This window comes from Marinobacter suaedae (assembly GCF_030519635.1).
In the GTDB taxonomy this organism is placed as follows: Bacteria; Pseudomonadota; Gammaproteobacteria; order Pseudomonadales; family Oleiphilaceae; genus Marinobacter; species Marinobacter suaedae.
This window is the reverse complement of sequence record NZ_JAUMIS010000001.1, coordinates 747,188-773,751: the sequence shown is the minus strand read 5'-3', so window position 1 is coordinate 773,751 and position 26,564 is coordinate 747,188. Positions and strand designations below refer to the sequence as shown.

The following is a 26,564-nucleotide window of genomic DNA, read 5'->3' as shown; positions in this document are numbered from 1 at the left end:
AACAAATTAACAGCGGGGGAGTATGAAAATGCGGTAGTGTTAAGTCACAATACGAACCTTCTTATTTTCAACAAGTTTGATGCGTATAAGCACAATAAAAGGAGCGACCGTGGCCATTACTGTAACCATCGAGCTGAATCGGGAAATTGAAATACCAGGCGGCTTTGACGAGGTGTTTGAGCTGCTGGCGGATGTTCCCCGTTCTGCCAGTCATTTCCCCAAAGTTCATCAGCTGACCGATCTGGGGGATAACACCTACCGCTGGGAAATGGAAAAAGTGGGGATCGACAAACACGCCATTCAGTCTGTTTACGCGTGCAAGTATCACGCGGACAAAGACGCCGGCAGGATTACCTGGGAGCCCATCAAGGGCGAGGGTAACGGTATTGTACGCGGAGCCTGGGAGCTGAGCGCCAAGGGCGATAACGCCACTGTTGCCAAGTTCCGCACCAATGCGGAGCTGACCCTCCCGCTGCCGAGCCTGCTCAAGCTTGCCATCAGCCCGGTGGTGAAGCACGAGTTCAACGGTCTGGTTGATATCTACATGAACAACCTGAAGTCGGCGTTCTAAAACCGCTGGTCAAACAGCGTGGTTGATCAGCCTGTGGGACTCCGGCGGGCTTAGACTGTATAATCCGCGGATTGAAACTTTGCGGCATTATGTCGCCCAAAAGTGACGGAGTCCCTAATGGCCGAACGCAAGGCTCGGGTAGAGCGTAATACCCTTGAAACCCAGATTACCGTTGAGATTGATCTCGACGGCACCGGTAAGGCTACTTTTGATACCGGCGTTCCCTTCCTCGAACACATGATGGATCAGATCGCTCGTCACGGGCTGGTCGATCTCAACATCGTCTGCAAAGGCGACCTGCACATCGACGATCACCACACCGTGGAAGACATCGGTATCACGCTGGGTCAGGCCTTCAAACAGGCCGTCGGGGATAAAAAAGGTATTCGCCGTTACGGTCACGCCTATGTTCCGCTGGATGAGGCCCTGTCCCGGGTGGTGATGGACCTGTCTGGCCGCCCCGGCCTGTTGATGGATGTGCCCTACACCCGTGCGGTGGTGGGTGGCTTCGACGTGGATCTGTTTGGCGAGTTTTTCCAGGGCTTCGTGAACCACTCCATGGTCACCCTCCACATTGACAACCTGAAGGGCAAGAATACCCACCACCAGATCGAGACGGTCTTCAAGGCCTTTGGTCGCGCCCTGCGTATGGCCATCGAGATGGATGAGCGGATGGCCGGTATTACACCGTCCACCAAGGGTTCCCTGTAATCGTTCAAGGACAGCGAAGCGCGCTATGAAAACCGTTGCCATTATCGATTACGGTATGGGGAATCTGCACTCTGCCCGAAAAGCGGTCGAGCACGTTGCACCCGATGTGAACGTGCTGGTTACCGATAACGCCGACCAGATCCGTGAAGCCAACCATGTGATCCTGCCCGGCGTCGGCGCCATCCGTGACTGTATGCACGAAATTCGCCGGCTGGGCGTGGATGTGCTGGTTCGGGAAGTTTCCCGGGACCGCCCGTTTCTCGGCATCTGTGTTGGTATGCAGGCGCTCATGTCCCGCAGCGAAGAAAACGGTGGTGTCGAGGGTATCGGTCTGTTCCCGTCAGAGGTCCGTTTCTTCGGTGACAACCTGGTTGAGGACGGTGAACGCCTGAAAGTGCCGCACATGGGGTGGAACGAGGTTTACCAGACGGTCGATCATCCCCTGTGGCATAACATTCCGGATGGTGACCGTTTCTACTTCGTGCACAGCTATTATGCCGAGGCCGAAGGCAATGCCGACATGGCGGGCCGGAGTCATTACGGCGTCGACCTGGCGGTGGCCGTTGCCCGGGAGAATATTTTCGCGGTGCAGTTTCACCCCGAAAAAAGCGCCCGCGCCGGTCTCCAGCTTCTGAAAAACTTCGTTGACTGGTCCGGTCAGTAACCGGACGGTCTGACTCGCTAACACGGATTCTGTTTTATGCTGATTATTCCCGCCATTGATCTCAAAGACGGCAAATGCGTTCGTTTGCGCCAGGGCCGAATGGACGATTCCACGGTGTTTGGTGATGACCCGGTTGATATGGCTACCCGCTGGGTAGACGCTGGAGCCCGCCGACTGCACCTGGTGGATCTGAACGGCGCCTTTGCCGGTGAGCCGGTCAACGGTGAGATCGTTCAGGCGATCGCGCGCAAATACCCCGACCTGCCCATTCAGATTGGTGGCGGTATCCGCTCGGCCGACACCATCGAGGCTTACCTTAAGGCCGGTGTCCAGTGGGTGATTATCGGCACCAAGGCTGTCAAAGAGCCCGAATTCGTAACCGAGATGTGCAAGCGTTTTCCAGGCCACATTATTGTGGGCCTGGATGCCAAGGACGGGCGGGTCGCCACCGACGGCTGGGCGGAAGTGTCCGAAGTGATGGCGACTGACCTGGCCAAGCGATTTGCTGACGACGGCGTCGATTCCATTGTTTATACCGACATCAGCCGCGATGGCATGATGCAGGGCGTGAACGTGGAGGCCACTGCCGCACTGGCCCGCGAAGGCGGCATTCCCGTTATTGCATCCGGTGGTGTAACCAATATGGATGACCTGAAGCGCCTGGCCACGGTGGCCGATCAGGGCGTGGTGGGCGCCATCACCGGGCGTGCGATTTACGAAGGCACACTGGACGTGGCGGAAGCTCAGGCCTACTGCGATAGCCTGAAGGCGTAAGGGGGTCTGTCATGGCACTGGCAAAGCGCATTATTCCATGTCTGGATGTTGATAAGGGCCGGGTGGTCAAGGGTGTTAACTTTGTTGATATCCGTGACGCCGGAGATCCGGTTGAGGTGGCCCGTCGCTACAACGAACAGGGCGCCGATGAAATTACCTTTCTCGATATCACGGCCAGTCATGAGAGTCGCGATACCACCTACGAAACCGTCGAGCGCATGGCGGCGGAAGTCTTTATTCCACTGACCGTGGGTGGGGGCGTGCGTACCGTCGATGACATCCGCAAGCTACTGAATGCGGGTGCCGACAAGGTGTCCATCAACACTGCGGCGGTGTTCAATCCGGAGTTCGTTCGTGAGGCTGCCGACCGGTTTGGCAGTCAGTGCATTGTCGTGGCCATTGATGCCAAGCAGGTGAGCGCCGAGGGCGAAAAGCCGCGCTGGGAAATCTTTACCCACGGTGGCCGCAAGCCAACTGGCCTGGATGCTGTGGATTGGGCAAGGAAAATGGTCGAACTGGGTGCGGGCGAGCTTCTGTTGACCAGTATGGACCGTGATGGCACCAAAATTGGCTTCGATCTCGGCCTGACTCGGGCTATCAGCGATGCCGTCAGTGTTCCGGTGATTGCCTCAGGTGGCGTCGGAGAGCTCCAGCATCTGGCGGACGGCGTCACCAAAGGGGGGGCCGATGCGGTGCTGGCGGCGTCCATTTTCCACTTTGGCCAGCACACCATTCCCGAGGCCAAGGCCTTCATGAAAAATCAGGGGATTGAAGTCCGGGACTGAGTTGTTCGTCTACGGATTCCGGGCCAGGGCAGGCGAAATCGCCTGCTTTTCCCCATCGGCAAACATCTCCCGATTGCCATTCCGGATCGCCCACAGGCCACTGATGGTCGCAATGGCTACGCCCTGGGCATCCAGCTCGGGCAGGTGTTTTTCCAGGTAATTGACCGTCACCTTGTGGGGGTGACCGATGCCAATGGCGGTGCCATTTTCCTTCGCGCGCCGGATCAGCTTCTTGAATTGACGGTCAACGAAGTCTTCAGATTGCTCGTGGTCGAGGAAGATATCCCGGGTCATGCTGGGAATCTGATAGGCCTGAGCCACGTCTCCGGCGATCGAGGTGGCGATGGTGCGACTATCCACGAAGTAGACCGGGTACTTGGTCAGCTCCTTCATCACCCAGTCCATCATTTCCAGTCTCTGGGTGAGCAGGCTGCCCATATGATTGTTCACGCCGCGCACATGGGGAATGGCCTGCAGGGAACGACGAAGGGTGGTGGCAATACTGGCTTCATCCATGTCGGAGGTCAGTCCGCCGGCACCCAGTGAGAGGTTTCGGGTGTTGGCCATGGGTGAGTGCAGCATGATTTCCTTGCGCTGGCGGTGTGCCAGCTCCGCCAGCGACACGGTGTGGCGGCGGAAGGGCAGGAACGCCAGCGTCAGGGGCTGTTCCATATTGGCCAGGCGTTCGCCCTGTTCCCGGTTGTGCCCCATATCATCGATGATGATGGCGATGGTCGGAAGCAGGGCCTTGTCGGCTGGTTTGTCCGGGGTATCTGAGTTACCCGTTGCGAATGGGGCGGCCAGTATGGCCGCCAGGACCGTCGTAAGGCGGAACAACTTCACTGGCTGATATCCTGTCCCTCTATGGCGGTGTTTCCATCTTTACTGCCAAAAATATGAAGGCCCTTCAACAGGTTCAGGGCGGAGCGAAGCTGATAATCCTGTTCAGCTGGCGAAGGGCCGTTTTCTTCCTTGGCTGTCTCGCCATCCTTGTTTTCGTTCTGGCCCTCCAGATGGCCGCTCAGGTCCGCCTCGGTAAAGAAGGGCTGGCTGTCGAGCTCTGTCAGTTCAGCCGGGCGAACCTCGATGTCCGGCTTGATTCCGGTAGCCTGAATGGAGCGACCATCGGGGGTGTAGTAACGGGCGGTGGTCATCTTGATGGCGTGAGCCTCGTCCAGCGGGATAACCGTCTGTACGCTGCCCTTGCCAAAGGATTGGGTACCCATGATCACGGCACGTCCATGGTCTTGGAGAGCGCCGGCCAGAATTTCGGAGGCAGACGCGGATCCACCGTTGATCAGCACAACCACCGGCGTGCTTGGCATGAAATCTCCTGCAGTTGCACTGAAGCGCAGGCGGGAGCTCTGGATACGGCCTTCGGTGTAAACGATCAGTCCCTGGTCCAGCAGGGCATCGGCGGTCTCAACCGCAGCCTGGAGGACACCGCCCGGGTTGTTGCGCAGATCAATAATCAGCCCGTCCAGGGTGTTGCCATTCTCTTCTTCCAGCGACTCAAGTGCCTGGCGGAACTGGTTGCCGGTTTCGGCCTGGAACTGGGTGATGCGGACGTAGCCGTAGCCGTTCTCAATCATGCGGGATTTCACGCTGGTGACCTTGATGATGTCCCGCTCGACATCGATTTCGATTGGGGCGCTTTCACCCTCGCGCATGATGGTCAGGGTGAGGATGCTGCCTGGTTTGCCCCGCATCAATGACACGGCCTCTTCGAGGGTCATGCCCTTAACTGGCTTCTCGTCCAGCTTGATGATCAGGTCGCCGGCCTGCACGCCGGCCTTCTGGGCCGGGGTGTCATCAATCGGTGCGATGACTTTGACGAAGCCGTTCTCCATGCCAACCTCAATGCCCAGGCCACCAAATTCGCCGGAGGTGCTTTCCTCCAGTTCCTCGTAGTCTTTGGGGGCAAGGTAGGTGGAGTGCGGGTCCAGGTCGGAAAGCATGCCCTTGATGGCGCTTTCCAGCAGTTGCTGGTCATCCACCTCTTCCACATAAGCATCCTTGATACGGGCAAAGACCTCGGTGAACTTGCGCAGGTCTTCCAGCGGAAGCTGCTTCTCCGGGTCCGGCAGGGTGACCTCGACCTGCTGTCCATTAATGGTGCCTTGGTAGGTCTGACTACCATCATCTTCCTGATCCTGGGCAAGTGCCAGTCCGGGGATAGCGGTAAAAAAAGTGCTTAGGACAATGGCACTCAGAGGAAGAGCATGGGATGGACGTCTGGCCCGCTTCATTCACATATCCTGTTTTTATTCCAATAGTTGGACTTGTTTCCCTGATGTCAGACAGTATGGCGTCCAGCGCTTCGTTTGTCAGCCCTGTTGGGAGTACTCAGTTCGCAAGCCAGCGCCTGGGATTGACCGGCTTGCCATTGTGGCGAACTTCAAAGTACACCGCGGGGCTGTCAGCCTCGCCGGTACGCCCTGCAACAGCGATGGGCTCGCCTGCTGCCACCCAGTCGCCCGGGCTGGTGAACAGGCTGCTGTTATGGCCGTAGAGTGTCATGTAGCCATCGCCATGATCAATGATGGTCATCAAGCCGAAGCCACGAAGCCAGTTGGCAAAAACGACTCGTCCGTAGTGGATGGCCTTGATCTCGGTGCCCTCGCCGGTGCCGATCAGCAGGCCGCTTCGTTTCAGCTTGCCGCCGGCGTATTGATCGCCGTAGTTACTGACGATTTTGCCCTGCACGGGCCAGGGAAGCTTGTTGCGCAATGAGCTGAATGGCTGGGATTCGTTGGGGGCAGGGATGTTGGCGATCGCCTGCTGGACTTCCCTGAGCAGCTTTTCCAGCCGCTGGCGGTCAGCTTCCAGATTCTCCCGCTCGCTTTTACGGGTACGGATGTCGCTGTTGAGTTTGGCCAGGGTTTGCTGGCGTTCCCTGCGGCTTTCGTCCAGCTCGGCTTGCCGGCTGGCAATGTCTGCGGCGGTGCGGGCCAGGTTGGTGCGGGTGGTCTGGATGCTGGCTCTGGCGTCTTTCAGTTCCCGGAGACTGGCGCGGAAGGCTTCCAGGCTCTCAACCGTATGCCGGCTGAGATACTCGTAGTAGGTCATGGTGCGAGCGACCCGGTCCGGATCGACTTCATTAAGCAGAACCTTGATAGCCGGAGTGTCACCTTCCATCCAGGCGGCCCGGATCTGACGTTTCAGGCTGTCCCGCTGTCGATTCAGGTTGGTAACGAGCTGGCGTTCTTCCTGTTCCAGTTCTTTCAGGCGAGCCTTCAGTTTTTCCGTGCGTTGCTCCAGATCCCGGTGCTCACGGGTCAGGCGGCCTATTTTCCGCTCCGTTGCAGCAAGCTGGCGTTCAAGCGCTGAGCGATCTCGTTCGGCATCGCTCAGCCACTCGTCGATGCCCGCTATGCGTTCCTTCAGTTCTCGCACCTGGGACGGCGTAACCTCATCCTGGGCCAGAGCTGCCGAGGTGCCTGCCAGAAGCGTGATGAGCAGAGCCGGTATTAACCGCAACACGGCTGTCAGTTCGCAGCGGTCAGTCAGCTTTTACCAGGCTGTGCCCGGTCATTTCGCTGGGCTGCTCCAGTCCCATCAGGGCCAGGAGCGTGGGCGCTACGTCGCTCAGGCTGCCATCATCCAGCAAGGAAACCTTGCGCGGGCCGGTGTAGACCAGCGGCACAGGATCGCTGGTGTGGGCCGTGTGAACCTGTCCGGTTTCCGGATCGGTCATCTGCTCGCAGTTGCCATGGTCGGCCGTAATCAGGGCCTCGCCGCCGACCTCGTCAAGCGCTTCAATAACGCGCTTCACGCAGGTGTCGAGGCATTCAGCTGCCTTGATGGCGGCATCCAGCTTGCCGGTGTGTCCGACCATGTCGCCGTTGGCGTAGTTGCACACGATCAGGTCATACTTCCCGCTCTTGATGGCGTCCACCAGCTTGTCGGTGACTTCCGGTGCGCTCATTTCCGGCTTCAGGTCATAGGTGGCCACCTGAGGGGAGGGGACCAGAATGCGGTCTTCGCCGTCAAACGGAGTTTCCATTCCGCCGTTGAAGAAGAAAGTCACGTGAGCGTACTTTTCGGTTTCGGAGATGCGAAGCTGGGTCTTGTTCAGCTTGGCCATGTACTCGCCGAGGCCATTGGACAGCTGCTCGGGCGGGTAGGCGCAGCTGGTTTTGATGTCTGCCGCATACTCAGTGAGCATGACGAAATCCGCCAGTTCAGGATGCTTGATCCGATCAAAACCATCGAAATCCTGCTCGACGAACGCGCGGGTCATTTCCCGGGCACGGTCGGCCCGGAAGTTCATGAACAGAACCGTGTCGCCGTCGTTGATGGTGCCTTCCGGCTGACCCGCGGAATAAATTCGGGTCGGTTGCACGAACTCGTCGTTCTCTTCCCTGGCATAGGCTTGCTCAAGGGCGCTGACCGGGTCGATTGCGGTGAACGCTGCTTTGCCCTGGGTCATCAGGTTGTAGGCGCCTTCGACACGGTCCCAGCGGTTGTCCCGGTCCATGGCAAAGTAGCGGCCGACGATGGAGGCAACGCGCCCCACGCCCAGGCTTTCCAGCTTGGCTGCGGCCTTTTCCAGGGATGGTTTGGCGCTGCGCGGCGGCATGTCCCGGCCATCGAGGAAGGCGTGGATGTAGACTTCTTTCGCTCCGCGATTCGCCGCCATCTCGGCAGCAGCGAGAATGTGATCTTCGTGGCTGTGAACGCCACCTGGTGACAGCAGGCCCATCAGGTGAACCGCCCGACCACCGCTGACGGCTTTGTCGATGGTGGCACACAGCGTCTCATTTTTCTGGAAGCTGCCGTCTTCCAGTTCTTTGTCGATACGGGTCAGGCTCTGATACACCACGCGTCCCGCGCCCAGGTTCATGTGGCCCACTTCCGAGTTGCCCATCTGACCCTGGGGCAGCCCCACGAACATGCCGGAGGTGTTGATCAGGGTCTTTGGCTGGGATTGCCAGAGTTTGTCCCAGAACGGCGTGTTGGCGTTGCTGATGGCATTGTCTTCAGCCGGGTCACGGTGGCCCCAGCCATCCAGGATAATCAGTGCAGTCGGCTTGCGGGTCGCGGTCATCAGTCCTTCCGATCGAATAAAAAATGGGAAAATAGAGACCCCGGATTCTAACCGGTTTGGCACAGACAAGCCATGCTGCCTGCCTTCTGTGACTCGGCCGGTGCGTGTATAATCCAGCCAAAATTTTTCTTCAGGGTATTTTCATGGATCGCTTTTTCGAGTTCGTTGTTAACCATTACATCCTTGCTTCACTGTTTGTTGCCTTTCTGGTTGCTATCGTCATTCTGGAATCCCGTCGTGGTGGCAGCAAAGTATCGGCACAGGAAGTGATCCGGCTGATTAACGGTGATCAGGCGGTGGTGCTGGATATCCGGGATCGCAAGGAATATGGCGAGGGGCGTATCACCGGTGCCATCAACATCCCTCTCAACAGTCTGAAAAGCCGGGTGAGTGAGCTGTCCAAGCACAAGGACAAACAGATCATTGTGGCGGACAAGATGGGCCAGCATTCGGCCATGGCGGTGAAGCAGCTGAACGCCGAAGGTTTCACCAATGTGGCGCGCCTGAACGGTGGGATCACCGATTGGAAAGCCAACAATCTGCCGCTGGTGAAAAAGTAAGGCGTGCAAGAGGCCTTGATCTGGAGCGCATTCTGCCGCACTGTTTCACATCAGTCGGCGGAGCCAGTCGGTACACGGCTCCGGTAGCACATTTTATTAACAAGGGCGTCAGGCCCACGAAAGAGAACAAAAGGAAAGACCATGGCTGAGAACCAGCAGGCCGCCGCAGGCAGTCAAAACGAGAACCAACCCCAGTTTGCCCTTCAGCGCATCTACGTGAAGGACCTGTCCTTTGAATCACCAAACTCCCCACTGGTGTTTCAGGAGCAGTGGAAGCCTCAGGTGAACCTCGATCTCAACACGTCTCACAACAAACTGAGCGACAACCAGTACGAAGTGGTTCTGTCACTGACGGTTACTGCCAAGATCGGCGAGAAAACCGCGTACCTGGTTGAGATCCAGCAGGCCGGTGTTTTCCTGGTGAGTGGTATTGAAGGCCCTCAGCTGGGTCAGATGCTCGGTGCCTACTGCCCGAACATTCTGTTTCCCTACGCCCGCGAAGCCATCGACGGCATCGTCGGCAAGGGCAGCTTCCCGGCCCTGATGCTGGCACCGGTCAACTTTGATGCCATCTACGCCCAGGCGCTGAAGCGCAAGCAGGAAGAGGGTGGCGAAGAAGCGGGCAAGCAAGAGTCGCAGACACACTGATTCGCGTTCTTCCGTATAGAGAAAACCGGCCTTGTGGCCGGTTTTTTTGTGCTGGCGTTCCAGGCGTGCAGAGTCAGATCGAGCCGGCAAATCCCATTTGACGCCAGGCTTCATAGACCACGAGCGCTGCCGTGTTGGACAGGTTCAGGCTACGGCTTTCCGGTCGCATGGGCACCCTTAGCCGGTTTCCGGCGGGTAATGCCTCCCGAACCTCAATCGGCAGCCCCCGGGTTTCCGGGCCGAACATCAGGTAATCACCGTCTTCGAACGCCACTTCATGGTAATGGCGCTGGCCTTTGGTCGTGAACCCGAACAGCCGGGTTGGGCGTTCGGCCTCCAGAAAGGCGTCATAGTCCGGGTGTACCTTCACCGTGGCGTATTCGCTGTAATCCAGCCCCGCGCGCCGCATCTGTTTGTCCTCGAGGTTGAACCCCAGCGGTTCAATCAGATGCAGCTGACAGCCTGTGTTGGCACAGAGCCGGATGATGTTACCTGTGTTGGGCGGAATCTCCGGCTCGTACAGCACCACGTTCAGCATCAAGGTTACCGCTCGACCGCCAGGGCAACGCCCATACCGCCACCAATGCACAGGGTGGCCAGGCCTTTGTTGGCGTCCCGGCGCACCATTTCGTGCAGCAGGGTGACCAGAATGCGGCAGCCGGAGGCACCAATGGGGTGACCCAGGGCGATGGCACCGCCATTCACATTCACTTTGTCCGTATCCCAACCCAGGTCCCGGTTCACAGAGATCGCCTGGGCAGCGAACGCTTCGTTAGCTTCGATCAGGTCCAGGTCATCCACGCTCCAGCCGGCACGCTGCAGACAGCGCTGACTGGCCGGAATCGGACCGGTGCCCATGATCGTGGGGTCGACCCCCGCGTTCGCATACGCCTTGATGGTGACCAGTGGTGTCAGGCCCAGTTCGCGGGCCTTGTCGGCGCTGCAGACCATCACCGCCGCAGCACCATCGTTCAGGGAGGAGGCGTTGCCGGCGGTCACGGAACCGTCCTTCTTGAAGGCGGGGCGGAGCTTGCCCAGCCCGTCGCCGGTCACGCCATCGCGCGGACATTCGTCCTTGTCGACCACGATCGGGTCGCCTTTACGCTGAGGCACGGAAACCGGCACAATCTGGCTGTCGAAGTGTCCGGCAGACTGGGCGGCAACCGCCTTCTGCTGGGAGGCTGCGGCGAAGGCGTCCTGCTCGTCCCGGCTGATTCCATACTTTTCCACGATGTTCTCGGCGGTGATGCCCATGTGGTAGTCGTTGAAGGCATCCCAGAGTCCGTCGGTGATCATGGTGTCGACCATGCTCCAGTTGCCCATGCGCTGGCCGTTGCGGCTGTTGGGCAGAATGTGGGGCGACTGGCTCATGCTTTCCTGGCCACCGGCAATCAGTAGTTCAGCATCGCCGCAGCTGATCGCCTGAACGGCCATGTGAACCGCTTTCAGGCCGGAGCCGCACACCTTGTTGATGGTCATGGCGGGCACAGAGGCCGGCAGCCCCGCGTTAATAGAGGCCTGGCGAGCCGGATTCTGGCCGCAGCCGGCAGTCAGCACCTGACCGAGAATCACCTCGTTTACCTGGTCGCCGGCAATCCCGGTTTCTTCCATCAGGGCTTTGATCACTGTGGTGCCAAGCTGATCGGCCTTGAGGCTGGACAGGCCGCCACCAAAGGCGCCAATGGCGGTACGTTTGGCGGCAACAATGACAACATCACGCATAAGATCTCTCCGATTCGCTGGGCGCGGGTCTGGCTCCGTTCGCGCAAGTTTTAGAATGACGGAATTGTAGCCGGAAAGTTGCACCCGGCCCAAGGTAGCCGGTGTGGTTAGCGGTTCTTGCCCGTCAGTGCCTGTTCAATGCATTTCAGCCGTTCCTGCTGAATGGCCTGGCCCAGGGCTTTGCCTTTGAACCCTTTGTCCAGGAGCTGCCTTGGTTCGACCCCTGCGGCTGCCGTCGCTGCTCGCTGAAGCGCATCAAGGTTAGTGATGGCCATTTCCGGCAACGTACACCTCAGGACCTCCAGCAGGGTGTGAAACCGGTCAGCCCGGCGCCAGACATCGGCGCGGTCGAGCAGACCAAGCAATTCACTGGCACCGGGAGCTGTGCCGGTGCTTTCGCCAAGTATCGGTTGGGTGGTGGCCAGTAGCTGTGCCAGGGCGGTGCAGTCGTTGGGTGCTTTCAGTGCCCTGGCTCGTTCAGACATCTCCTGTGGTGGAACCGGAGACATCAAAGCGGCAAAGCGCTGGGTCAGGTTTCCGTCGTGGCGGTGGACGCAGTGCAGGGCGGCCATGGCGGCATCGAAACGCTCAGGCGGGCTGAGTTCCGGGATCAGCACGTCGAGGGCACCACAGGCCCGAAGTACCTCAAAAAAGGTTCCGGGCTCTTTCTCCTGCAGAGCTCTCTGGATTTCCTGCCAAACCCGTTCGGCCACCAGATGATGCACCTCGCCATCGTTGACCATGGTTTGCATCAGTTCCATGGTGTTCTGGCACACCTCGAAGCCCATGGGGGCAAACCGGGCGGCAAACCGGGCGATTCGCAGTATCCGCAGTGGGTCCTCGGCAAAGGCCTCCGACACGTGGCGCAGCTGACGGTCCCGGATGTCTTGCTGGCCGTTGAACGGGTCGATGATATGGCCCTGGTTGTCCCGGGCCATGGCATTGATGGTGAGGTCCCGCCGCTTCAGGTCTTCTTCCAGGGTGACGTCCGGCGCACTGTAGATCTCAAAGCCGTGGTAGCCATGCCCCTGCTTCCGTTCAGTGCGGGCCAGGGCGTATTCCTCCCGGCTTCCGGGGTGGAGGAAGACGGGGAAGTCAGCGCCTACTTGCTTGAAACCCTCTGCCAGCATCTGGTCCGGTGTTGCACCGACAACCACCCAGTCCCGGTCTTTAACCTCAAGGCCAAGAAGTTCATCTCGGACGGCGCCGCCAACCAGATAAGTTTGCATGGAAGGTCTGTTCCCTGATTAAAGATGGTCCGGGAATTATCCGGTTCGACGTGGCCAGAGGCAAACCCGGGGTCAGCATTAAAAAGCCCGCGCGGCGTGACCGGGCGGGCTCTGGCTGTTTCCGTTGGAAAATCAGAACGCGGTGCCAAACTCCAGGGCGGCGCCCACATCGGCATCGCTGTAGAGTGCGCCCAGGTCGAATCGGACGCCCATCAGGTTGACGCCCAGGCCTGCGGTAAACTGGGTTTCTTCGGCAATGCCGTCGTTGTCGTCATTGCTGGCCAGGTTCTGGCGAACACCAACGCGCAGTTGGGCATATCGCCAGGCGTCGAACTCTGCGCCCACGGCCAGCCACTGGGTGTCGTCTTCAAAACCGAAGGCCTCTTTCTTGGTCAGATCCAGCTCTGCGGTAACGACATGGTACTCGCCTGAGTGGGCAATGCCCGCGGTGACCATTGGATCGATGTGCAAGGTGTACTGCTTGTCGACGGAATCCAGTTCCATGGGAATCAGGTTCTTAACGACCATGCCGGTGTTCCACTGGCCTTCTTCACCAAACCGGTAAGCGGCACCGATGTCGACGTTGAAGCCGTTGTCTTCGGTCATGTTTTCGTCAGCATCGGCATTTTCGTCGTCAAATCCGGAAACACTTTCGTTGTACTGGAAGGTACGGAGTTCCATGTATTTGGGTGAAAGGCCAAGCTGAAAAACGTTGCCGTTGGAAAGGTCGAACTGACGCGCAAAGCTCACGCCCACTTCGCCAACCGCGGAAGCGAGTACCTGGCCCTCTGAGGTCAGGTTGATGTCCCCATTGGCGTCTGTGATGCCTGCGTTGTTCAGCTGGTTCTCCAGATCGGTGGCGTCCGCAGCATTTGCGATGGTGTCGATCGTGGCCAGGTCTTGATCGCTCAGGTCACCCCGGACCGTTGCTGTGAGGTTGGCATTGGCAAAGAAGCCAACTGAGACGGCTTTGCTTGGTACCGCGAGGGAAAGCCCTGCACCCAGGTTGGTTCGTACGGTATCCTGGTCAAACTTCTCAAGACGATCCCCAACGTCTGCGGCCGCAGCCTGGACTGCGTCTTTTCCGCTTTCACTCGGTGCGCCCTCAAAGCTGGAGATGTTCGCGTTCAGTTGATTGATCGAATCCTGTATGTCGTCAATCTGATCGATAACTTCTTCTTCGTCCGCTGCCTGAATATTGGCCGACGGCAGAATCAATCCAAAGTCGTCAGACCAGTCGTGGTGGTCGCCGGCCATCAACGCCGGGTTGTCAGTAGGAGCGCTGGCAGGGTGAGCGACTGCCACTCCAGTGCCTGCCATGCCAAAAGAGCGGGATGACATAAAGGACTGTGGACTGGCCATAGCGGACGTGGTGGCAATGGAAAGGCCAATGGCCACGGACAGTCTGGTCAATTGATTGTTTTTCATTGTCTGGTGCCTTGCTTTTGATCGGTGTTGCGAAAAAAACGAATATTGATAGGAGGTTAGGTCAGTTTGGCGGTGTGGCGCATGAGGTAATTAGTGACGGTTTGTTTACTAATGTGTAAGCGGCGGCAGAATCTTGCCGCGTTTTACTGCAGTTGGGGCTGAGGCCGAGGGCTGGCTGGCAGTAAGGTCAAGGCGTTAGTGGAGGTGGGTTGAGTCACCACGGACAGGCTGTCCAGTCAGTCGTGAATGGCTCGGATTGATGGTTGTCGGGTAACGTTTACCGCTGCGGCTCAGGCAGCCTGAGCTGCAGCAATATCCCGGATCTTGCTAACCATGGCCCGCAACCCGTTACCGCGAGTCGGGGAGATGTGGCGGAACAGGTCCAGCTCTTCGAACAATTCATCGATGTCCGTGGTGAGCAGTTCCCTTGGGGACTTGCCATTCAGAGCCACCAGGATGATGGCGGCCAGGCCGCGCACGATCATAGCGTCGGAATCGATCAGCAGGTACAGCTTGCCGGTGTCTTCGTCGTAGTGGTGAATCAGCCACACCTGGCTTTGACAGCCGTGCACGTAATTCTCTTCCAACCGGGCGTCATCGGGGAACGCCGGTAGCTGCTTGCCCAGATCGATGATGTAGGCGTAACGCTCTTCCCAGTCATCCAGGAATTCGAAAGCGTCGGTGACGTCTTCCAGGGTCGTCTTGGTGCCCAGCGGGTTGTTCTTGAAATCCTGTTCGCTTGCGGTCATCAGAGCATTCCCAGTTCGAGCTTGGCTTCGTCGGTGAGCATGTCGTTGCTCCAGGGCGGATCGAAGGTCAGTTCCACCGTCACCTTGTCCACGTTGGGAACATGCTCGGTCTTGCGTTTCACATCATCGCAGATCACCGGTCCCATGCCACAACCTGCGGCGGTGAGCGTCATCTTGATGTAGACGTGATTGCCATCCTCGGTGCCGTTTTCGATCTTGCATTCGTAGATCAGGCCCAGATCCACGACGTTCACGGGAATTTCCGGGTCGTAGCAGTTACGGAGTGCTTCCCACACCTGGTTTTCATTGATGGATCCGTCTTCCGGGGTGTCGAAGCTGCTTTCCAGTGGCTTCTTGCCCAGGGCGTCGGCATTGTGGCCTTCGATGCGGGCCAGGTTGCCGTTGACCGCGACGGTAAAGCTACCGCCCAGTGACTGTGTGATGGTCACAAAGGTGTCCGCCGGAATCATGATTTCGGTGCCGGCAGGGACAAGGCGCGCCTCTACTTCGCGCTTGGTCAGGACCACTTCCCGTTCTTGCATGCCCAAAATGGCCTCGCTGATGTCAGTTGGCTACCCGAGCAGGCTCAGGCAACGGTAAAACTTTCCCCGCAGCCACATTCGGCGGTGGCGTTGGGATTGCGATACTGGAACATAGAGTTTACGCCGACGGTGACGAAATCAATCTCGATGCCGTTCACCAGTGGCAGGTGTTCTTCCTTCACGATGATGTCCACACCGTCCACATGGAACACCCGGTCATCGGCCTCGATGGACTCGGCCCAGAGCGTCTCGTACTTGAAGCCGGAGCAGCCGCTTTTCCTGATGGCCAGGCGAATGCCCTGGGCCTCTGGCTTTTTCTCCAGCTGCTTGCGTACATGCTTAACCGCGCTATCGGTCATGGTCACGGCGACGGTCGGTGTAAAGACTTCGGCTGTCATGGGTCGACCTCCCTCAGGCAAACAGGCGCTGGATTTTCTGCAAGGCGGCAAACAACTGGTCCACCTCTTCCATAGTATTGTAAAACGCAAAGGAGGCCCGTGCTGTACCGGGAACTCCATAGAAATCCATCAGTGGCATGGCGCAATGGTGGCCAGTGCGGATGGCAATGCCCTGCTGGTCCAGCAGGGTGCCGATGTCACTGGGGTGCAGGCCGGCGATTTTGAACGACATCACCGGCACCTTCTTCTTTGCCGTGCCAATGATTTCCATGCCGGGTACGGTTTCAACCAGCTGGTTGGCGCGTTCAAGCAGTGAACGTTCGGCGGCCTCCATGGCGGCCCGGTCAAGACCGTTCAGGTACTTGATGGCCGCGCCCAGTCCGACCGCTTCAGCTATTGCTGGGGTACCGGCTTCGAATTTGTAGGGCAGGGTGTTCCAGGTGGTTTTCTCGAACGACACCCGCTCGATCATCTCGCCGCCGCCCTGGTAAGGGGGCATGTCTTCCAGAAGCCGGGCCTTGCCGTACAGCACACCGATGCCGGTGGGGCCGAACAGTTTATGGGATGAAAACGCGTAGAAGTCGCAGTCCAGCGCCTGCACATCCGGCTGGTAGTGCGGTACGGCCTGGGCACCGTCCACGACGGTCAGAACGTTACGCGCCCTCGCTTTCTGGATCAGCTCGGCCACCGGGTTCAAAGTGCCCAGTACGTTGGATACGTGGGTGATGGCCAGGATCTTGGTACGATCCCCAAGCAGGCGGTTGAACGAATCTAGGTCCAGATCCCCTTCCGGGGTGATGTCGATGGGAACCACCTTCGCACCGGTGCGCTCGGCCACCATCTGCCAGGGCACGATGTTGGCGTGGTGCTCCATCCGGCTGACGAGAATTTCATCGCCTTCGTTCAGGCGCGGGGCCAGGCCGTTGGCAATCAGGTTGATCGCCTCGGTGGTGCCCCGGGTCCAGATGATTTCCCGGGTGCTGCCGGCGTTCAGGAACTGGCGAACGGTTTCACGGGCACCTTCGAAGGCGGTCGTGGCCCGGTCGCCCAGCGTATGGGCCCCACGGTGCACGTTGGAATGCATCTCCCGGTAGTAACGGTCCATGGCGTCCAGTACGGCCAGCGGCTTCTGGGCCGATGCGCCGTTGTCCAGATACACCAGCGGCTTGCCGTTGACCTGCTGGGCGAGGATTGGAAAGTCCTGCCGGATGGCCGCTACGTCGAACGCTGGCTTGTTGGCTGAGTTTGCCACGGACAGATCCGTCATACCCGGTTACGCCTCCTGAAAGGTGTGTTCGAAGAACTGGTTGAGCTGCACTTGAACCGTTTCCTTCACGGCGTCCACCGGAATCTCTTCCACCAGTTCATTAATAAACGCCATGGTCAGCAGCACATTGGCCTCTCGCCTGCCAATGCCGCGAGACACCAGATAGAACAGTGAGGTTTCGTCCAGCTGGCCGATGGTGGCACCGTGGGCACATTTCACATCGTCTGCGTAGATTTCCAGCTCGGGCTTCGTATCGATTTCTGCACCGTTGGACAACAACAGGTTCTTGTTGTTCATGTCCGCATTGGACTTCTGCGCATCCTGATGGATGTGAATGCGACCGTTGAACACCGCGTGGGAGGTATCTGCCGCAATATTGCGGTAGGTTTCCTCGCTGTTGCAGTGGGCGGCCACATGCTCGATGCAGGTGTGGTTGTCGTAATGCTGCTTGTCCTGGGTCACCACCACGCCGTTCAGCTTGCATTCGGCACCTTCGCCTTCCAGGCGAACCTGCAGGTCATGGCGGCGCAGGGGGCCGCCGAAGCCAACGGTGTGGCTTTCAAAGCGGGAGTCGCGTTGCTGACGAACGCCGGTGGCGCCGATGTGCTGAACGCTGTCGCCTTCGGTATTCAGGCGCACACTGGTGATGCTGGCGCCGTCGGCCAGGTCAAACTCGGTCACGGTGTTGACCATCACCGGCTCGCTGCCGCTGGAGATGTATTCTTCCACCAGGGTGATCTGGCTGTGGCGCGCCGCCTCGACGAAAATGCGCGGGAATGCAGAGCCGCTGGCGTCGGCTGTCACTTCGTGCACGATGAACAGCGGCTGGTCGAGCCGGGCCTCCGGCTTCAGCTGAATCAGCAGGCCGTCTTCAAACCGGGCCGAATTCAGGCGCGCCATCTGTACGGCATCGGTGTCCAGGGTGCTGTCCAGTCGCGAGGCGAGCGTTTTGGCCTCGTCGTCCGACAGGTCCCTGAAGCTGCGAATTCGAATGTCGTCCAGATCCGGGTAATCGCTGGCCTCCGGCATCATCACGCCGTTCAGGAAAACCACCTTGTAGCCGGGCGCAGCAAGGCTCGGGCCAGGCTTGCCCTCATTCGAGAGAGAAGTGGCCATCTCGTCGGCCAGCTTCAGGTATTTGCTGGAGTACTTCCAGTTCTCGGTTTTGCGCGTCGGCAGCGGCATGTCCACAAGGCCAGTGCCGCGCTCTTCGCGCAGTGCCAGCAGCGGAGCCGGCAGAGATTGCCCGCCCGGCTTCAGAAAGGCCGATGAGAGAGTCGGGGCTGGTTTCATTCCATGACCTCCTTACTGACCCGTCTCGTTGACTGTGTCTTCGTCCCGGATGCCGAGCCAGCCGTAGCCGCGCTCTTCCAGTTCCAGGGCCAGCTCGCGGCCACCGGATTTGATGATCCTGCCTCCGGCCAGGACATGAACGTGGTCCGGCACAATGTGATTCAGCAGGCGCTGGTAGTGGGTCACCATCAGGATCGCACGATCTTCGGAACGCAGAGCGTTCACGCCGTCAGAGACGATCTTAAGGGCGTCGATGTCCAGGCCAGAGTCGGTCTCGTCGAGGATCGCCAGCTGCGGCTGCAGCAGCAGGGCCTGCATGATTTCGTTACGCTTCTTCTCGCCACCGGAGAAACCTTCGTTCACGCCGCGCTTCAGGAACGCCGGATCCAGGTCCACCTGCTTGGAAACTTCTTTCGCCAGCTTCATGAATTCAGCGGCGTTGATTTCCGGCTCACCCTTGTGGGTGCGCATGGCGTTCACCGCAGTACGCAGGAACTGAAGGTTGCTGACGCCGGGGATTTCCACCGGGTACTGGAACGCCAGGAAGATGCCTTCGCGGGCGCGCTCCTCGGTTTCCTGCTCCAGCAGGTTTTTGCCGTTGAGGGTGATCTCACCGCCGGTGACCTCATACGCTTCGTTGCCTGCCAGCACCTGGGACAGGGTGCTTTTGCCGGAACCGTTCGGGCCCATGATGGCGTGTACTTCTCCCGCCTTTACTTCCAGGTTGATGCCCTTGAGGATCTCTTTGCCCTCAACCGATGCGTGCAGGTTTTTGATGCTCAGCATGTATGGGGTTCTCTCTTCTCTAAACTTTTGAATTCGTGTCTTGGCGTCTTTCCGTGGCTTAGCCCACGGAACCTTCCAGGCTGACTTCCAGCAGCTTGCCGGCTTCTACGGCGAACTCCATGGGCAGCTCCTTGAATACTTCCTTACAGAAGCCGTTGACGATCATGGACACCGCCTGCTCCGGGTCGATACCACGTTGACGGCACAGGAACATCTGCTCGTCACTGACCTTGGAGGTAGTGGCCTCGTGCTCAACGATGGCCGACTTGTTCTTGCTCTCGATGTACGGGAAGGTGTGCGCCGCACAACGATCACCGATCAGCAGGGAGTCGCACTGGGTGAAGTTGCGGGCACCTTCGGCGCCCGGGCCAAATTTCACCAGGCCGCGGTAAGCGTTGGAGCTCTTGCCGGCCGAAATACCCTTGGAAATGATGGTGCTACGGGTGTTCTTGCCCAGATGGACCATCTTGGTACCGGTGTCGGCCTGCTGGAAGTTGTTGGTCAGCGCCACGGAGTAGAACTCGCCCACGCTGTTCTCGCCCCGCAGCACACAGCTGGGGTACTTCCAGGTGACGGCGGAACCGGTTTCTACCTGGGTCCAGGAGATCTTGCTGTTCCTGCCGATGCAGGCGCCCCGCTTGGTAACGAAGTTGTAGATACCGCCTTTGCCGTTCTCGTCGCCCGGGTACCAGTTCTGCACGGTGGAGTACTTGATCTGGGCATCGTCCAGCGCCACCAACTCTACCACCGCCGCGTGCAGCTGATTTTCATCCCGCATAGGCGCGGTACAACCTTCCAGGTAGCTGACGTAGCTGCTGTCTTCGGCAATGATCAGCGTGCGTTCGAACTGACCGGTATTGGCGGCGTTGATCCGGAAGTAGGTCGACAGCTCCATCGGGCAGCGAACGCCCTTGGGCACATACACGAAGGTACCATCTGAGAACACCGCGGAGTTCAGGGCGGCGAAGAAGTTGTCACCCTGGGGAACCACCGAACCGAGGTACTTCTGCACCAGTTCCGGATAATCGCGAATGGCTTCGGAGATGGAGCAGAACACCACGCCGGCCTTGGCCAGCGGCTCTTTAAAGGTTGTCGCAACGGAGACGGAATCGAAGACCGCATCGACCGCAACACCGGCGAGCTTTTCCCGCTCGTGCAGGGGGATGCCCAGCTTTTCATAGGTCTTGAGCAGCTCCGGATCCACTTCGTCCAGGCTCTGAGGCATGTCCTCTTTGCGCTTGGGCGCCGAGTAGTAGGAGATCGCGTTGTAATCGATTTTCGGATAGCCAACGTGGGCCCAGTCCGGCTCGTCCATTTCGAGCCAGCGACGATAGGCTTTCAGACGCCACTCCAGCATCCACTCGGGCTCGCCCTTGATCTGGGATAGCCGGGCAATGACGTCTTCGTTCAGGCCGGGTTCGAAGGTTTCGGCCTCAATTTCGGTTACGAAGCCGTGCTCGTACCCTTTTTTGATCAGCTCGTTCACCTCTTGATCGGTGGTCGCCATGATCGTCGCTCCGTATTCTCTCATCGCGGGCGCTGTCGCCCTTGGTGTGCCGCCGGCCTTTGGTGTCTGGCCGCCGGGCGGATGTCTTAAGTTTGGGTGTTGCAGTGGTCGCTCATCTTGTGAGTACGCCCTGCAATCGTTTTTTGGATGACGGGTTCGTGAAAGGCCGGCTGCAGTGCTAAAAAAGCATAAAAAACCGGCGCGCCCGTCAGTTCTGGCGAGCGATTATACAATACCATAGTATTTTAGTCAGGTATTAAATCGTGCGTGGCCGGATTATACCGCATCCGGAGGCGCGGGTACCAAGGCGTGAAAACCGAAGCGGGCCCTGTGGCGCTCAGTCAACGGTTTCCTAGAGGTCTTGCAGATCGGTTGAGTAGCTTACGCCGACCAGTCGCCAGCCATTGCCTGCTGGCGGATGGCTTCATCTTTCCTGGTTCAGGATGCGGGTCAGGTAGCTGTATTCCAGATTAGCCGGCGTGCCTTCCGGTCGCGGGATTCGAACAACATAACCGCTGCCGGGGGCGTAATCCAGAGACTTTCCTTCGCGGGTTTCCATTCTTTGGATCGCAAAGCGGATGTTGCCGTCCGGTGTCATCAGCTCCAGTGGGTCGTTGCAGCCAAAGCGGTTCTTGACATCAATGGTGATGGTCCGGTCGTCGGCGTCGACGATTTGCCCCACCACCTGCTGGGTACCCTGTAATGACGAGCCCTGTTCGTAGGTCTGATATTCCTGTGGCAGGTGCCGGCGCAGGAAGCCTTCGGTGTAACCACGGTTGGACAGAGCCTCGAGCTCGTCCATCTGGCCCATATCGAACGGCAGGCCCGCCACGGCGCGGTCAATAGCCCGGCGATACACCTGGGTGGTTCGCGCCACGTAGTAGGGGCTCTTGGTGCGGCCTTCAATCTTCAGGGAGTGGACACCCATCCGGCACAGGGCTTCCACATGCTGCACAGCCCGAAGGTCGCGGGAGTTCATGATGTAGGTACCGTGTTCGTCTTCATAGGCAGGTATGAAACTGCCCGGACGGTTGGGTTCCTCCAGCAGGATTTCCCGGGCGTTGGCGTCGGGATCGAACTGCTGTACAGGAATCAGGTCGCCACTCTGGTCATGGGTGCTTTGGACTTCCCGGTAATTCCAGCGACAGGCATTGGTGCAGGTGCCCTGGTTTGCGTCCCGGTGATTCATGTAGCCCGACAGCAGGCAGCGGCCGGAATAGGCCATGCACAGGGCACCGTGGACAAAGACTTCCAGTTCCATCTCCGGCACCCGCTCGCGAATCTCGGCGATCTCTTTCAGGTCCAGCTCCCGGGACAGGATCACCCGGCTGATGCCCTGCCGACGCCAGAATTCCACCGTCGCCCAGTTGACGGCGTTGGCCTGTACCGACAGATGAATGGGTTGGTCCGGCCATTTGTCGCGGATCATCATGATCAGCCCCGGATCGGACATAATCAGGGCATCGGGCTTCAGCTCAATCACCGATGCCATGTCATCCACAAAGGTTTTCACCTTGCTGTTGTGGGGCGCGATATTCGACACCACGTATAGCTGTTTGCCGAGCGCCCGTGCCCGCTCAATCCCGGTGGCCAGGGTGTCCACGGTTTTGAAACTGTTGTTTCTGGCGCGCAGGGAATAACGGGGCTGGCCCGCATAGACGGCATCTGCGCCATAGGCAAAGGCGGTTTCAAGGTGCTCAAGGGTGCCGGCAGGGCAGAGGAGTTCAGGCGTTCGCATGGTGATTCCGGAATTGCTGGGACAGGGAAATAAAAAGCGCGCCAGTCTGCCAGTGGCCGAAGATTCAGGTCTTGATCTGGCTCAATGTTGATGCAGGTCAATCTGCGTGAGCGTGCTTCAGGAGGGTTGTACTAAACTGGCTAATTGCTCTCTGGCGGTGACGTAGTTTGCCGACTGGACGTGGGGGCACACAGACACTTCTCTCCGAGGGATTTGCCATGCGTCGCCGTTACTCAGATTCTACGCCGGGCGGAAAGGGCTTCACCTTAAAGTACGTGGTCATTCAGTTGGTTCTATTGTGTGGCCTGATGATGGCCAGTATCGCGTGGGGCCAGTCAGGGCGGGGATATGAAATGTCGGACGCCGAGATGGAGGAGCTTGTACTTCGATCCTACCCGTACATAGCCATGTTCAACGTCAACAACAAGTTTGCGCTGGATGCCCGCAACCCAATGAATACCGGTGGCTACAACCGGGTGAAAGCCAACACGGCGCTGGCGGATCACACGCTCAAGGGCATTGCGCGCCCGAACAACGACACGCTCTATATCGGTGCCATGATCGATGTTACCGAAGAGCCCGTGGTGCTGGAGATCCCCGCCTTCGACTCCACGTACGTCTCCCTGATGGTCACGGGCTATGACCATTATGTGAATATCCCGATGTCCACCGGGCAGGGTGACTTCGATGAGCCTGCCACGATGTTGTTCTACAGCCAGCGCACGCCAGGCTATCAGGGCGAACCGGTCGACGGTGTGGACGAGGTGTTTGAGGTCACCGGTGACTTTGTCAGTGCTGTGTTCCGGGTGATGCCGCACGCCGCTGAGCCTGAGCGGCTGAAGGCCAACCTGGCCGCTATGCGCAGCGTCGATGTGGAGCCGCTATCCGAGTTTCTTGGCCGGCGCGGCAATGAAAGTCATTTCGTGCCGTGGGGCAGTCCATCCGGCATCGAAAGAAATCTGGATGTGAAAGAGGACCTTACTCATTTCCCGGAGTTTGGCTCGGATTTCGAGATCTTTGAGGATCGCTTTCTGGAAGTGATGCAATTTGTGGTCAATCACACCACCTTCGATCCCGAAAACGAGCTGGACCAGGCGCTGCTCGATGCCCTCAAGCCCCTGGGGGTTGAGCCGGGTAAGGTGTTTGACCCCGATGCCGTGGCAGAGATCGATGGTGCCGCGCTGCGTTCGGTGGCCGAGGACTTCGCGGCCAAGCGCCTTGCGAGTATGGACGACGCGGAATTCACCTCAAGGAACCTCACGAATCTGTTCCAGCCCAAGGGGCAGATGACCGCAGAATTGCTGGCGCTCCAGTCGGTCATTGGGCCGATTGGCCAACCTGCCCGTGAGGCGCTCTATCCGCCCATCGGCACGGAGGACGGTGCGCCGATGAATGCGATGTTCGATTATGAACTGGTCATGGCCGCCGAGGATCTGCCGCCGGTCAACGCGTTCTGGTCAGTCACGCTCTATGATCTGGATAATGGTTTCTTCATTCCTAACGACCGAAAAAAATACAGCGTGGGTGAAAACGCCGGTTTCCAGCTCGACGAGGAGGGTGGCATCCGCATAGTGATTGCCGCTGAGCAACCGGAGGGGGTGCCTGAGGAGAACTGGCTGCCCATAGAGCGCAAGGATGAGGACCTGGGCCTGATCATGCGGCTGTACTCGCCGGACCTCGAGCAGTACAAGAGTTGGTCGCCGCCGAAGGCGAAAAAGTTATAGAACAATACTGCAGGCCGCCTACGGAGAAGTGTGGTGTTTCGTTCAGCCTGAATTTCGATTGCGAAACAAGGAGCGAAACATGAACGTGACACTCAGAACCTGCCTGATACCCGCTTTGACGATGCTGTTTGTGCCATGGGCATCGGCGGAAGATTCCTACGCCGGCTATGGCTCGGGACCCACAGAGAAGGATCATGTCGGCGAGAAAGAGTATTCGCCTTACCTGAATATCGGTTATCCACAGCGTGTGTTCTGGGGCGACACTCACCTGCACACAGCCCTTTCAACCGATGCCGGCATGGTCGGCAATACACTTGGGCTGGAAGAGGCCTACCGCTTTGCGCTGGGCGACATGGTTGTTGCCAGTAACGGTGTCCGGGCCCGGTTACAGCGCCCGCTGGATTTCCTGGTTGTGGCCGATCACGCCGAGAACCTCGGGTTGGCGCCAATGATCGCCGAGCGTAACCCGGACTTGCTGGCAACGGACTTCGGCCGGAAGATTGCCCAACTGGTTTACGATGGCAAATTTGGCGACGCCTATGCGCTCTGGGGAGAAGGCATGACCCTGGGCGAGGACCCGCTGGCCGAGGAAACCAGACTGCTCCGTACCATGTGGGAGCGGGTGACAAAAGCGGCGGAACAATACAATGATCCCGGCAAGTTCACCGCGCTGATTGGTTTTGAGTGGACGGCGAGCCCTAACGGGAACAACATGCATCGCAATGTGATCTTCCGGGATGGCAAGGACGAGGCGGACCAGATTGTTCCTATCTCCAATTACGACTCCTCAGACCCCGAAGATCTCTGGGCCTGGATGCAGGCTTACGAGGAAAAAACCGGTGGCCGCGCGTTGGCCATCCCGCATAATGGCAACCTTTCCAACGGCCTGATGTTCGACGATGAGACACTCTCCGGCAAGGAGATAGATCAGGATTACGCCGAGCGGCGGATGCGCTGGGAACCCGTGTACGAAGTCACGCAAATGAAGGGCGACGGTGAGGCCCACCCGGCTTTGTCACCGAATGACGAGTTTGCCGATTATGGCACCTGGGATAAAGGCAGTTTTGGCCCGGAACCCAAGACGCAGGACATGCTGCCCCGTGAATACGCCCGGGAAGCCTACAAACGAGGGCTGCAGTACGAAGAAGACCTGGGCGTTAATCCGTTCAAGTTCGGCATGATCGGTTCCACCGACAGCCATACCTCGCTGGCGACAACCGAAGAGAACAATTTTTTCGGCAAGGCCACGCCGGTAGAGCCGACGGCAAGCCCTGAACGTTTCGAGGAAAAAATCACCGGCTTCTTGCAGGAGCCCGGCGGCCCGGATGTCACCATTCGCCATCTGAACTCGCTGTCTTCGGGCCTGGCGGCGGTCTGGGCGACGGATAATACCCGCGAAGCGATCTGGGATGCCCTGAACCGCAAAGAAGTGTACGCCACCACGGGCACGCGCATCACCGTGCGGATGTTCGCCGGGTGGGACTTCGAAGAATCCGAAGTGCAACGGCCGGACTTTGCCAAAACGGGGTATGTCCGCGGCGTGCCCATGGGCGGAGACCTGAAAAATGCACCGGACGGCAAAGCTCCCACCTTTATGATCCGGGCACTGCGTGATGTGGACGGCGCCAACCTGGATCGCATCCAGATCGTCAAAGGTTGGATGGATGGTGATGGCGAACTGCATGAGCAGGTGTATGACGTGCTGTGTTCGGACGACCGAGCGATCACCGACCAGCATCAATGCGAAAAACCTGTGGGGAATACGGTGGATGTTGAGCAGGCGACCTACAGCAACAGCATTGGTGACGCACTGATGCTGGCGTACTGGAAGGATCCTGACTTTGATGCCCAGCAACGTGCGTTCTACTACGTGCGCGTGCTGGAGATTCCAACCCCGCGCTGGAGCACCTATGATGCGGCGTTTTTCGGGATCGATTTGCCGGAAGAGGTTGAGCCTACCCATCAGGAGCGGGCATATACGTCACCGGTCTGGTACACGCCCGGTGGTTGATGCTTTGCGCTTTGGAACAATGTTGTCCAATTTGTTTTAAAGGGACTTGGCCGCTGAGGTGAGAGGGAATGGAAAAGAGTCGTGTCATCTTGTTTATGGTGTTTGCGTTGACGGCATGCTCCTCCTCTTTTCATGGCTCCTACGCGCCCATCAGCTACGTTGCAGGCGGTGTCATCGAAGGGTCAGAGCCGCTGGGCAAGGTAGAGGGCAGTAGCTGTCAGACAAAGTTCCTCTATGTGTTGCCCATGGGGGAAGGCGTTTCGACCAGCGAAGCGGTTCGGGCGGCCAAGAATGCCCGCGACGGCACTCAATACCTCGCCGATATAGCGATCGACGATCGTACGAACTGGCAGTTTGGGTATCTGGAGCAGTGTATAACCGTCGAGGCTATCGCCTACTGACGACGA

26 protein-coding genes are annotated in these 26,564 nt (G+C 58.6%); 10 read left to right on the top strand and 16 right to left on the bottom strand.

Annotation, left to right across the window (positions count from 1 at the left end; translation table 11 throughout):
* Window positions 1–109: 109 nt before the first annotated feature.
* From QVZ43_RS03595 to hisF, 5 genes are all read left to right on the top strand, one after another.
* Complete coding sequence (locus QVZ43_RS03595; protein WP_223794407.1) at window positions 110–571, top strand: SRPBCC family protein; 462 nt, start codon at window positions 110–112, stop codon at window positions 569–571.
* A gap of 117 nt (window positions 572–688) precedes the next feature.
* Window positions 689–1,282, top strand: a complete 594-nt coding sequence (gene hisB / locus QVZ43_RS03590; protein ID WP_223794406.1) for an imidazoleglycerol-phosphate dehydratase HisB — start codon at window positions 689–691, stop codon at window positions 1,280–1,282.
* A gap of 25 nt (window positions 1,283–1,307) precedes the next feature.
* Window positions 1,308–1,946, top strand: a complete 639-nt coding sequence (gene hisH / locus QVZ43_RS03585) for an imidazole glycerol phosphate synthase subunit HisH (protein WP_302908904.1) — start codon at window positions 1,308–1,310, stop codon at window positions 1,944–1,946.
* 36 nt (window positions 1,947–1,982) lie between these two features.
* Window positions 1,983–2,720: a 1-(5-phosphoribosyl)-5-[(5-phosphoribosylamino)methylideneamino]imidazole-4-carboxamide isomerase gene (gene hisA, locus QVZ43_RS03580; RefSeq protein ID WP_302908903.1), complete on the top strand. Its 738-nt coding sequence runs from the start codon at window positions 1,983–1,985 to the stop codon at window positions 2,718–2,720.
* An 11-nt stretch (window positions 2,721–2,731) separates the two neighbouring features.
* Complete coding sequence (hisF, locus tag QVZ43_RS03575) at window positions 2,732–3,505, top strand: imidazole glycerol phosphate synthase subunit HisF (RefSeq protein WP_223794403.1); 774 nt, start codon at window positions 2,732–2,734, stop codon at window positions 3,503–3,505.
* 9 nt (window positions 3,506–3,514) lie between these two features.
* Here the strand turns inward: hisF and QVZ43_RS03570 are convergent, their stop codons facing one another.
* The 4 genes from QVZ43_RS03570 to gpmM form a co-directional block, all read right to left on the bottom strand.
* Entirely contained in the window at window positions 3,515–4,321 is an 807-nt protein-coding gene (locus QVZ43_RS03570; protein WP_420890900.1) for a divergent polysaccharide deacetylase family protein, read from the bottom strand.
* 23 nt (window positions 4,322–4,344) lie between these two features.
* Window positions 4,345–5,754: a S41 family peptidase gene (locus QVZ43_RS03565; RefSeq protein WP_302908902.1), complete on the bottom strand. Its 1,410-nt coding sequence runs from the start codon at window positions 5,752–5,754 to the stop codon at window positions 4,345–4,347.
* Window positions 5,755–5,851: 97 nt separating this feature from the next.
* A complete protein-coding gene (locus QVZ43_RS03560) occupies window positions 5,852–6,985 on the bottom strand; it encodes a murein hydrolase activator EnvC family protein (protein ID WP_420890885.1) in 1,134 nt (377 codons plus the stop codon).
* 22 nt (window positions 6,986–7,007) lie between these two features.
* On the bottom strand, window positions 7,008–8,555 hold the full coding sequence (gene gpmM / locus QVZ43_RS03555) for a 2,3-bisphosphoglycerate-independent phosphoglycerate mutase (RefSeq protein ID WP_302908900.1): 1,548 nt from the start codon (window positions 8,553–8,555) through the stop codon (window positions 7,008–7,010).
* 143 nt (window positions 8,556–8,698) lie between these two features.
* Between gpmM and QVZ43_RS03550 the strand changes: the two genes are divergently transcribed.
* Together QVZ43_RS03550 and secB are read left to right on the top strand one after the other, a co-directional pair.
* Window positions 8,699–9,115, top strand: a complete 417-nt coding sequence (locus QVZ43_RS03550) for a rhodanese-like domain-containing protein (protein ID WP_223794399.1) — start codon at window positions 8,699–8,701, stop codon at window positions 9,113–9,115.
* A 141-nt stretch (window positions 9,116–9,256) separates the two neighbouring features.
* Complete coding sequence (gene secB / locus QVZ43_RS03545; protein WP_223794398.1) at window positions 9,257–9,763, top strand: protein-export chaperone SecB; 507 nt, start codon at window positions 9,257–9,259, stop codon at window positions 9,761–9,763.
* 73 nt (window positions 9,764–9,836) lie between these two features.
* On the opposite strand, the gene trmL is transcribed toward secB, so the two are convergent.
* The 12 genes from trmL to trhP form a co-directional block, all read right to left on the bottom strand.
* Window positions 9,837–10,301, bottom strand: a complete 465-nt coding sequence (gene trmL / locus QVZ43_RS03540) for a tRNA (uridine(34)/cytosine(34)/5-carboxymethylaminomethyluridine(34)-2'-O)-methyltransferase TrmL (RefSeq protein WP_223794397.1) — start codon at window positions 10,299–10,301, stop codon at window positions 9,837–9,839.
* Between the two features lie 5 nt (window positions 10,302–10,306).
* Complete coding sequence (locus tag QVZ43_RS03535) at window positions 10,307–11,485, bottom strand: acetyl-CoA C-acetyltransferase (RefSeq protein ID WP_302908899.1); 1,179 nt, start codon at window positions 11,483–11,485, stop codon at window positions 10,307–10,309.
* A 107-nt stretch (window positions 11,486–11,592) separates the two neighbouring features.
* Window positions 11,593–12,714 carry a tRNA nucleotidyltransferase/poly(A) polymerase-related protein gene (locus QVZ43_RS03530; RefSeq protein ID WP_302908898.1) on the bottom strand — a complete coding sequence of 374 codons (1,122 nt, stop codon included), beginning with the start codon at window positions 12,712–12,714 and terminating at the stop codon, window positions 11,593–11,595.
* A gap of 132 nt (window positions 12,715–12,846) precedes the next feature.
* The gene (traF, locus tag QVZ43_RS03525) at window positions 12,847–14,142 is read right to left on the bottom strand and encodes a conjugal transfer protein TraF (protein ID WP_302908897.1); all 1,296 of its coding nucleotides are present in this window, start codon (window positions 14,140–14,142) and stop codon (window positions 12,847–12,849) included.
* A 290-nt stretch (window positions 14,143–14,432) separates the two neighbouring features.
* Window positions 14,433–14,891 (bottom strand): SufE family protein, encoded by a 459-nt coding sequence (locus tag QVZ43_RS03520; RefSeq protein ID WP_302908896.1) that lies wholly within the window; start codon window positions 14,889–14,891, stop codon window positions 14,433–14,435.
* Window positions 14,891–15,433 (bottom strand): putative Fe-S cluster assembly protein SufT, encoded by a 543-nt coding sequence (sufT, locus tag QVZ43_RS03515; RefSeq protein ID WP_302908895.1) that lies wholly within the window; start codon window positions 15,431–15,433, stop codon window positions 14,891–14,893. Before sufT ends, QVZ43_RS03520 begins: the two co-directional genes overlap by 1 nt.
* Window positions 15,434–15,477: 44 nt before the next feature.
* Window positions 15,478–15,831: a HesB/IscA family protein gene (locus QVZ43_RS03510; protein ID WP_302908894.1), complete on the bottom strand. Its 354-nt coding sequence runs from the start codon at window positions 15,829–15,831 to the stop codon at window positions 15,478–15,480.
* A 13-nt stretch (window positions 15,832–15,844) separates the two neighbouring features.
* Window positions 15,845–17,098, bottom strand: a complete 1,254-nt coding sequence (locus QVZ43_RS03505) for an aminotransferase class V-fold PLP-dependent enzyme (protein WP_302908893.1) — start codon at window positions 17,096–17,098, stop codon at window positions 15,845–15,847.
* A 6-nt stretch (window positions 17,099–17,104) separates the two neighbouring features.
* Window positions 17,105–18,391, bottom strand: coding sequence for a Fe-S cluster assembly protein SufD (gene sufD / locus QVZ43_RS03500; protein WP_302908892.1), 1,287 nt, complete (start codon window positions 18,389–18,391; stop codon window positions 17,105–17,107).
* A 12-nt stretch (window positions 18,392–18,403) separates the two neighbouring features.
* Entirely contained in the window at window positions 18,404–19,177 is a 774-nt protein-coding gene (sufC, locus tag QVZ43_RS03495) for a Fe-S cluster assembly ATPase SufC (RefSeq protein ID WP_302908891.1), read from the bottom strand.
* Window positions 19,178–19,235: 58 nt separating this feature from the next.
* A complete protein-coding gene (sufB, locus tag QVZ43_RS03490; protein WP_302908890.1) occupies window positions 19,236–20,684 on the bottom strand; it encodes a Fe-S cluster assembly protein SufB in 1,449 nt (482 codons plus the stop codon).
* Window positions 20,685–21,108: 424 nt separating this feature from the next.
* Complete coding sequence (gene trhP / locus QVZ43_RS03485) at window positions 21,109–22,422, bottom strand: prephenate-dependent tRNA uridine(34) hydroxylase TrhP (protein WP_302908889.1); 1,314 nt, start codon at window positions 22,420–22,422, stop codon at window positions 21,109–21,111.
* A 218-nt stretch (window positions 22,423–22,640) separates the two neighbouring features.
* Here trhP and QVZ43_RS03480 point away from each other — a divergent pair, with 218 nt between their 5' ends.
* The 3 genes from QVZ43_RS03480 to QVZ43_RS03470 all read left to right on the top strand — a co-directional run bounded on the left by QVZ43_RS03480 (window position 22,641) and on the right by QVZ43_RS03470 (window position 26,558).
* Complete coding sequence (locus QVZ43_RS03480; protein WP_302908888.1) at window positions 22,641–24,146, top strand: DUF1214 domain-containing protein; 1,506 nt, start codon at window positions 22,641–22,643, stop codon at window positions 24,144–24,146.
* Window positions 24,147–24,225: 79 nt separating this feature from the next.
* Window positions 24,226–26,157, top strand: a complete 1,932-nt coding sequence (locus QVZ43_RS03475; protein WP_302908887.1) for a DUF3604 domain-containing protein — start codon at window positions 24,226–24,228, stop codon at window positions 26,155–26,157.
* A gap of 68 nt (window positions 26,158–26,225) precedes the next feature.
* Window positions 26,226–26,558: a hypothetical protein gene (locus QVZ43_RS03470; protein ID WP_302908886.1), complete on the top strand. Its 333-nt coding sequence runs from the start codon at window positions 26,226–26,228 to the stop codon at window positions 26,556–26,558.
* The last annotated feature ends 6 nt before the right edge of the window (window positions 26,559–26,564 follow it).

Excerpts from the sequence above, each read along its gene's own strand:
- hisB (WP_223794406.1), top strand. The coding sequence starts at position 689 with ATGGCCGAACGCAAGGCTCGGGTAGAGCGTAATACCCTTGAAACCCAG.
- hisH (WP_302908904.1), top strand. The coding sequence starts at position 1,308 with ATGAAAACCGTTGCCATTATCGATTACGGTATGGGGAATCTGCACTCT.
- hisA (WP_302908903.1), top strand. The coding sequence starts at position 1,983 with ATGCTGATTATTCCCGCCATTGATCTCAAAGACGGCAAATGCGTTCGT.
- hisF (WP_223794403.1), top strand. The coding sequence starts at position 2,732 with ATGGCACTGGCAAAGCGCATTATTCCATGTCTGGATGTTGATAAGGGC.
- QVZ43_RS03565 (WP_302908902.1), bottom strand. The coding sequence starts at position 5,754 with ATGAAGCGGGCCAGACGTCCATCCCATGCTCTTCCTCTGAGTGCCATT.
- gpmM (WP_302908900.1), bottom strand. The coding sequence starts at position 8,555 with ATGACCGCGACCCGCAAGCCGACTGCACTGATTATCCTGGATGGCTGG.
- QVZ43_RS03550 (WP_223794399.1), top strand. The coding sequence starts at position 8,699 with ATGGATCGCTTTTTCGAGTTCGTTGTTAACCATTACATCCTTGCTTCA.
- secB (WP_223794398.1), top strand. The coding sequence starts at position 9,257 with ATGGCTGAGAACCAGCAGGCCGCCGCAGGCAGTCAAAACGAGAACCAA.
- trmL (WP_223794397.1), bottom strand. The coding sequence starts at position 10,301 with ATGCTGAACGTGGTGCTGTACGAGCCGGAGATTCCGCCCAACACAGGT.
- QVZ43_RS03535 (WP_302908899.1), bottom strand. The coding sequence starts at position 11,485 with ATGCGTGATGTTGTCATTGTTGCCGCCAAACGTACCGCCATTGGCGCC.
- QVZ43_RS03530 (WP_302908898.1), bottom strand. The coding sequence starts at position 12,714 with ATGCAAACTTATCTGGTTGGCGGCGCCGTCCGAGATGAACTTCTTGGC.
- traF (WP_302908897.1), bottom strand. The coding sequence starts at position 14,142 with ATGAAAAACAATCAATTGACCAGACTGTCCGTGGCCATTGGCCTTTCC.
- QVZ43_RS03520 (WP_302908896.1), bottom strand. The coding sequence starts at position 14,891 with ATGACCGCAAGCGAACAGGATTTCAAGAACAACCCGCTGGGCACCAAG.
- sufT (WP_302908895.1), bottom strand. The coding sequence starts at position 15,433 with ATGCAAGAACGGGAAGTGGTCCTGACCAAGCGCGAAGTAGAGGCGCGC.
- QVZ43_RS03510 (WP_302908894.1), bottom strand. The coding sequence starts at position 15,831 with ATGACAGCCGAAGTCTTTACACCGACCGTCGCCGTGACCATGACCGAT.
- QVZ43_RS03505 (WP_302908893.1), bottom strand. The coding sequence starts at position 17,098 with ATGACGGATCTGTCCGTGGCAAACTCAGCCAACAAGCCAGCGTTCGAC.
- sufD (WP_302908892.1), bottom strand. The coding sequence starts at position 18,391 with ATGAAACCAGCCCCGACTCTCTCATCGGCCTTTCTGAAGCCGGGCGGG.
- sufC (WP_302908891.1), bottom strand. The coding sequence starts at position 19,177 with ATGCTGAGCATCAAAAACCTGCACGCATCGGTTGAGGGCAAAGAGATC.
- sufB (WP_302908890.1), bottom strand. The coding sequence starts at position 20,684 with ATGGCGACCACCGATCAAGAGGTGAACGAGCTGATCAAAAAAGGGTAC.
- trhP (WP_302908889.1), bottom strand. The coding sequence starts at position 22,422 with ATGCGAACGCCTGAACTCCTCTGCCCTGCCGGCACCCTTGAGCACCTT.
- QVZ43_RS03480 (WP_302908888.1), top strand. The coding sequence starts at position 22,641 with ATGCGTCGCCGTTACTCAGATTCTACGCCGGGCGGAAAGGGCTTCACC.
- QVZ43_RS03475 (WP_302908887.1), top strand. The coding sequence starts at position 24,226 with ATGAACGTGACACTCAGAACCTGCCTGATACCCGCTTTGACGATGCTG.
- QVZ43_RS03470 (WP_302908886.1), top strand. The coding sequence starts at position 26,226 with ATGGAAAAGAGTCGTGTCATCTTGTTTATGGTGTTTGCGTTGACGGCA.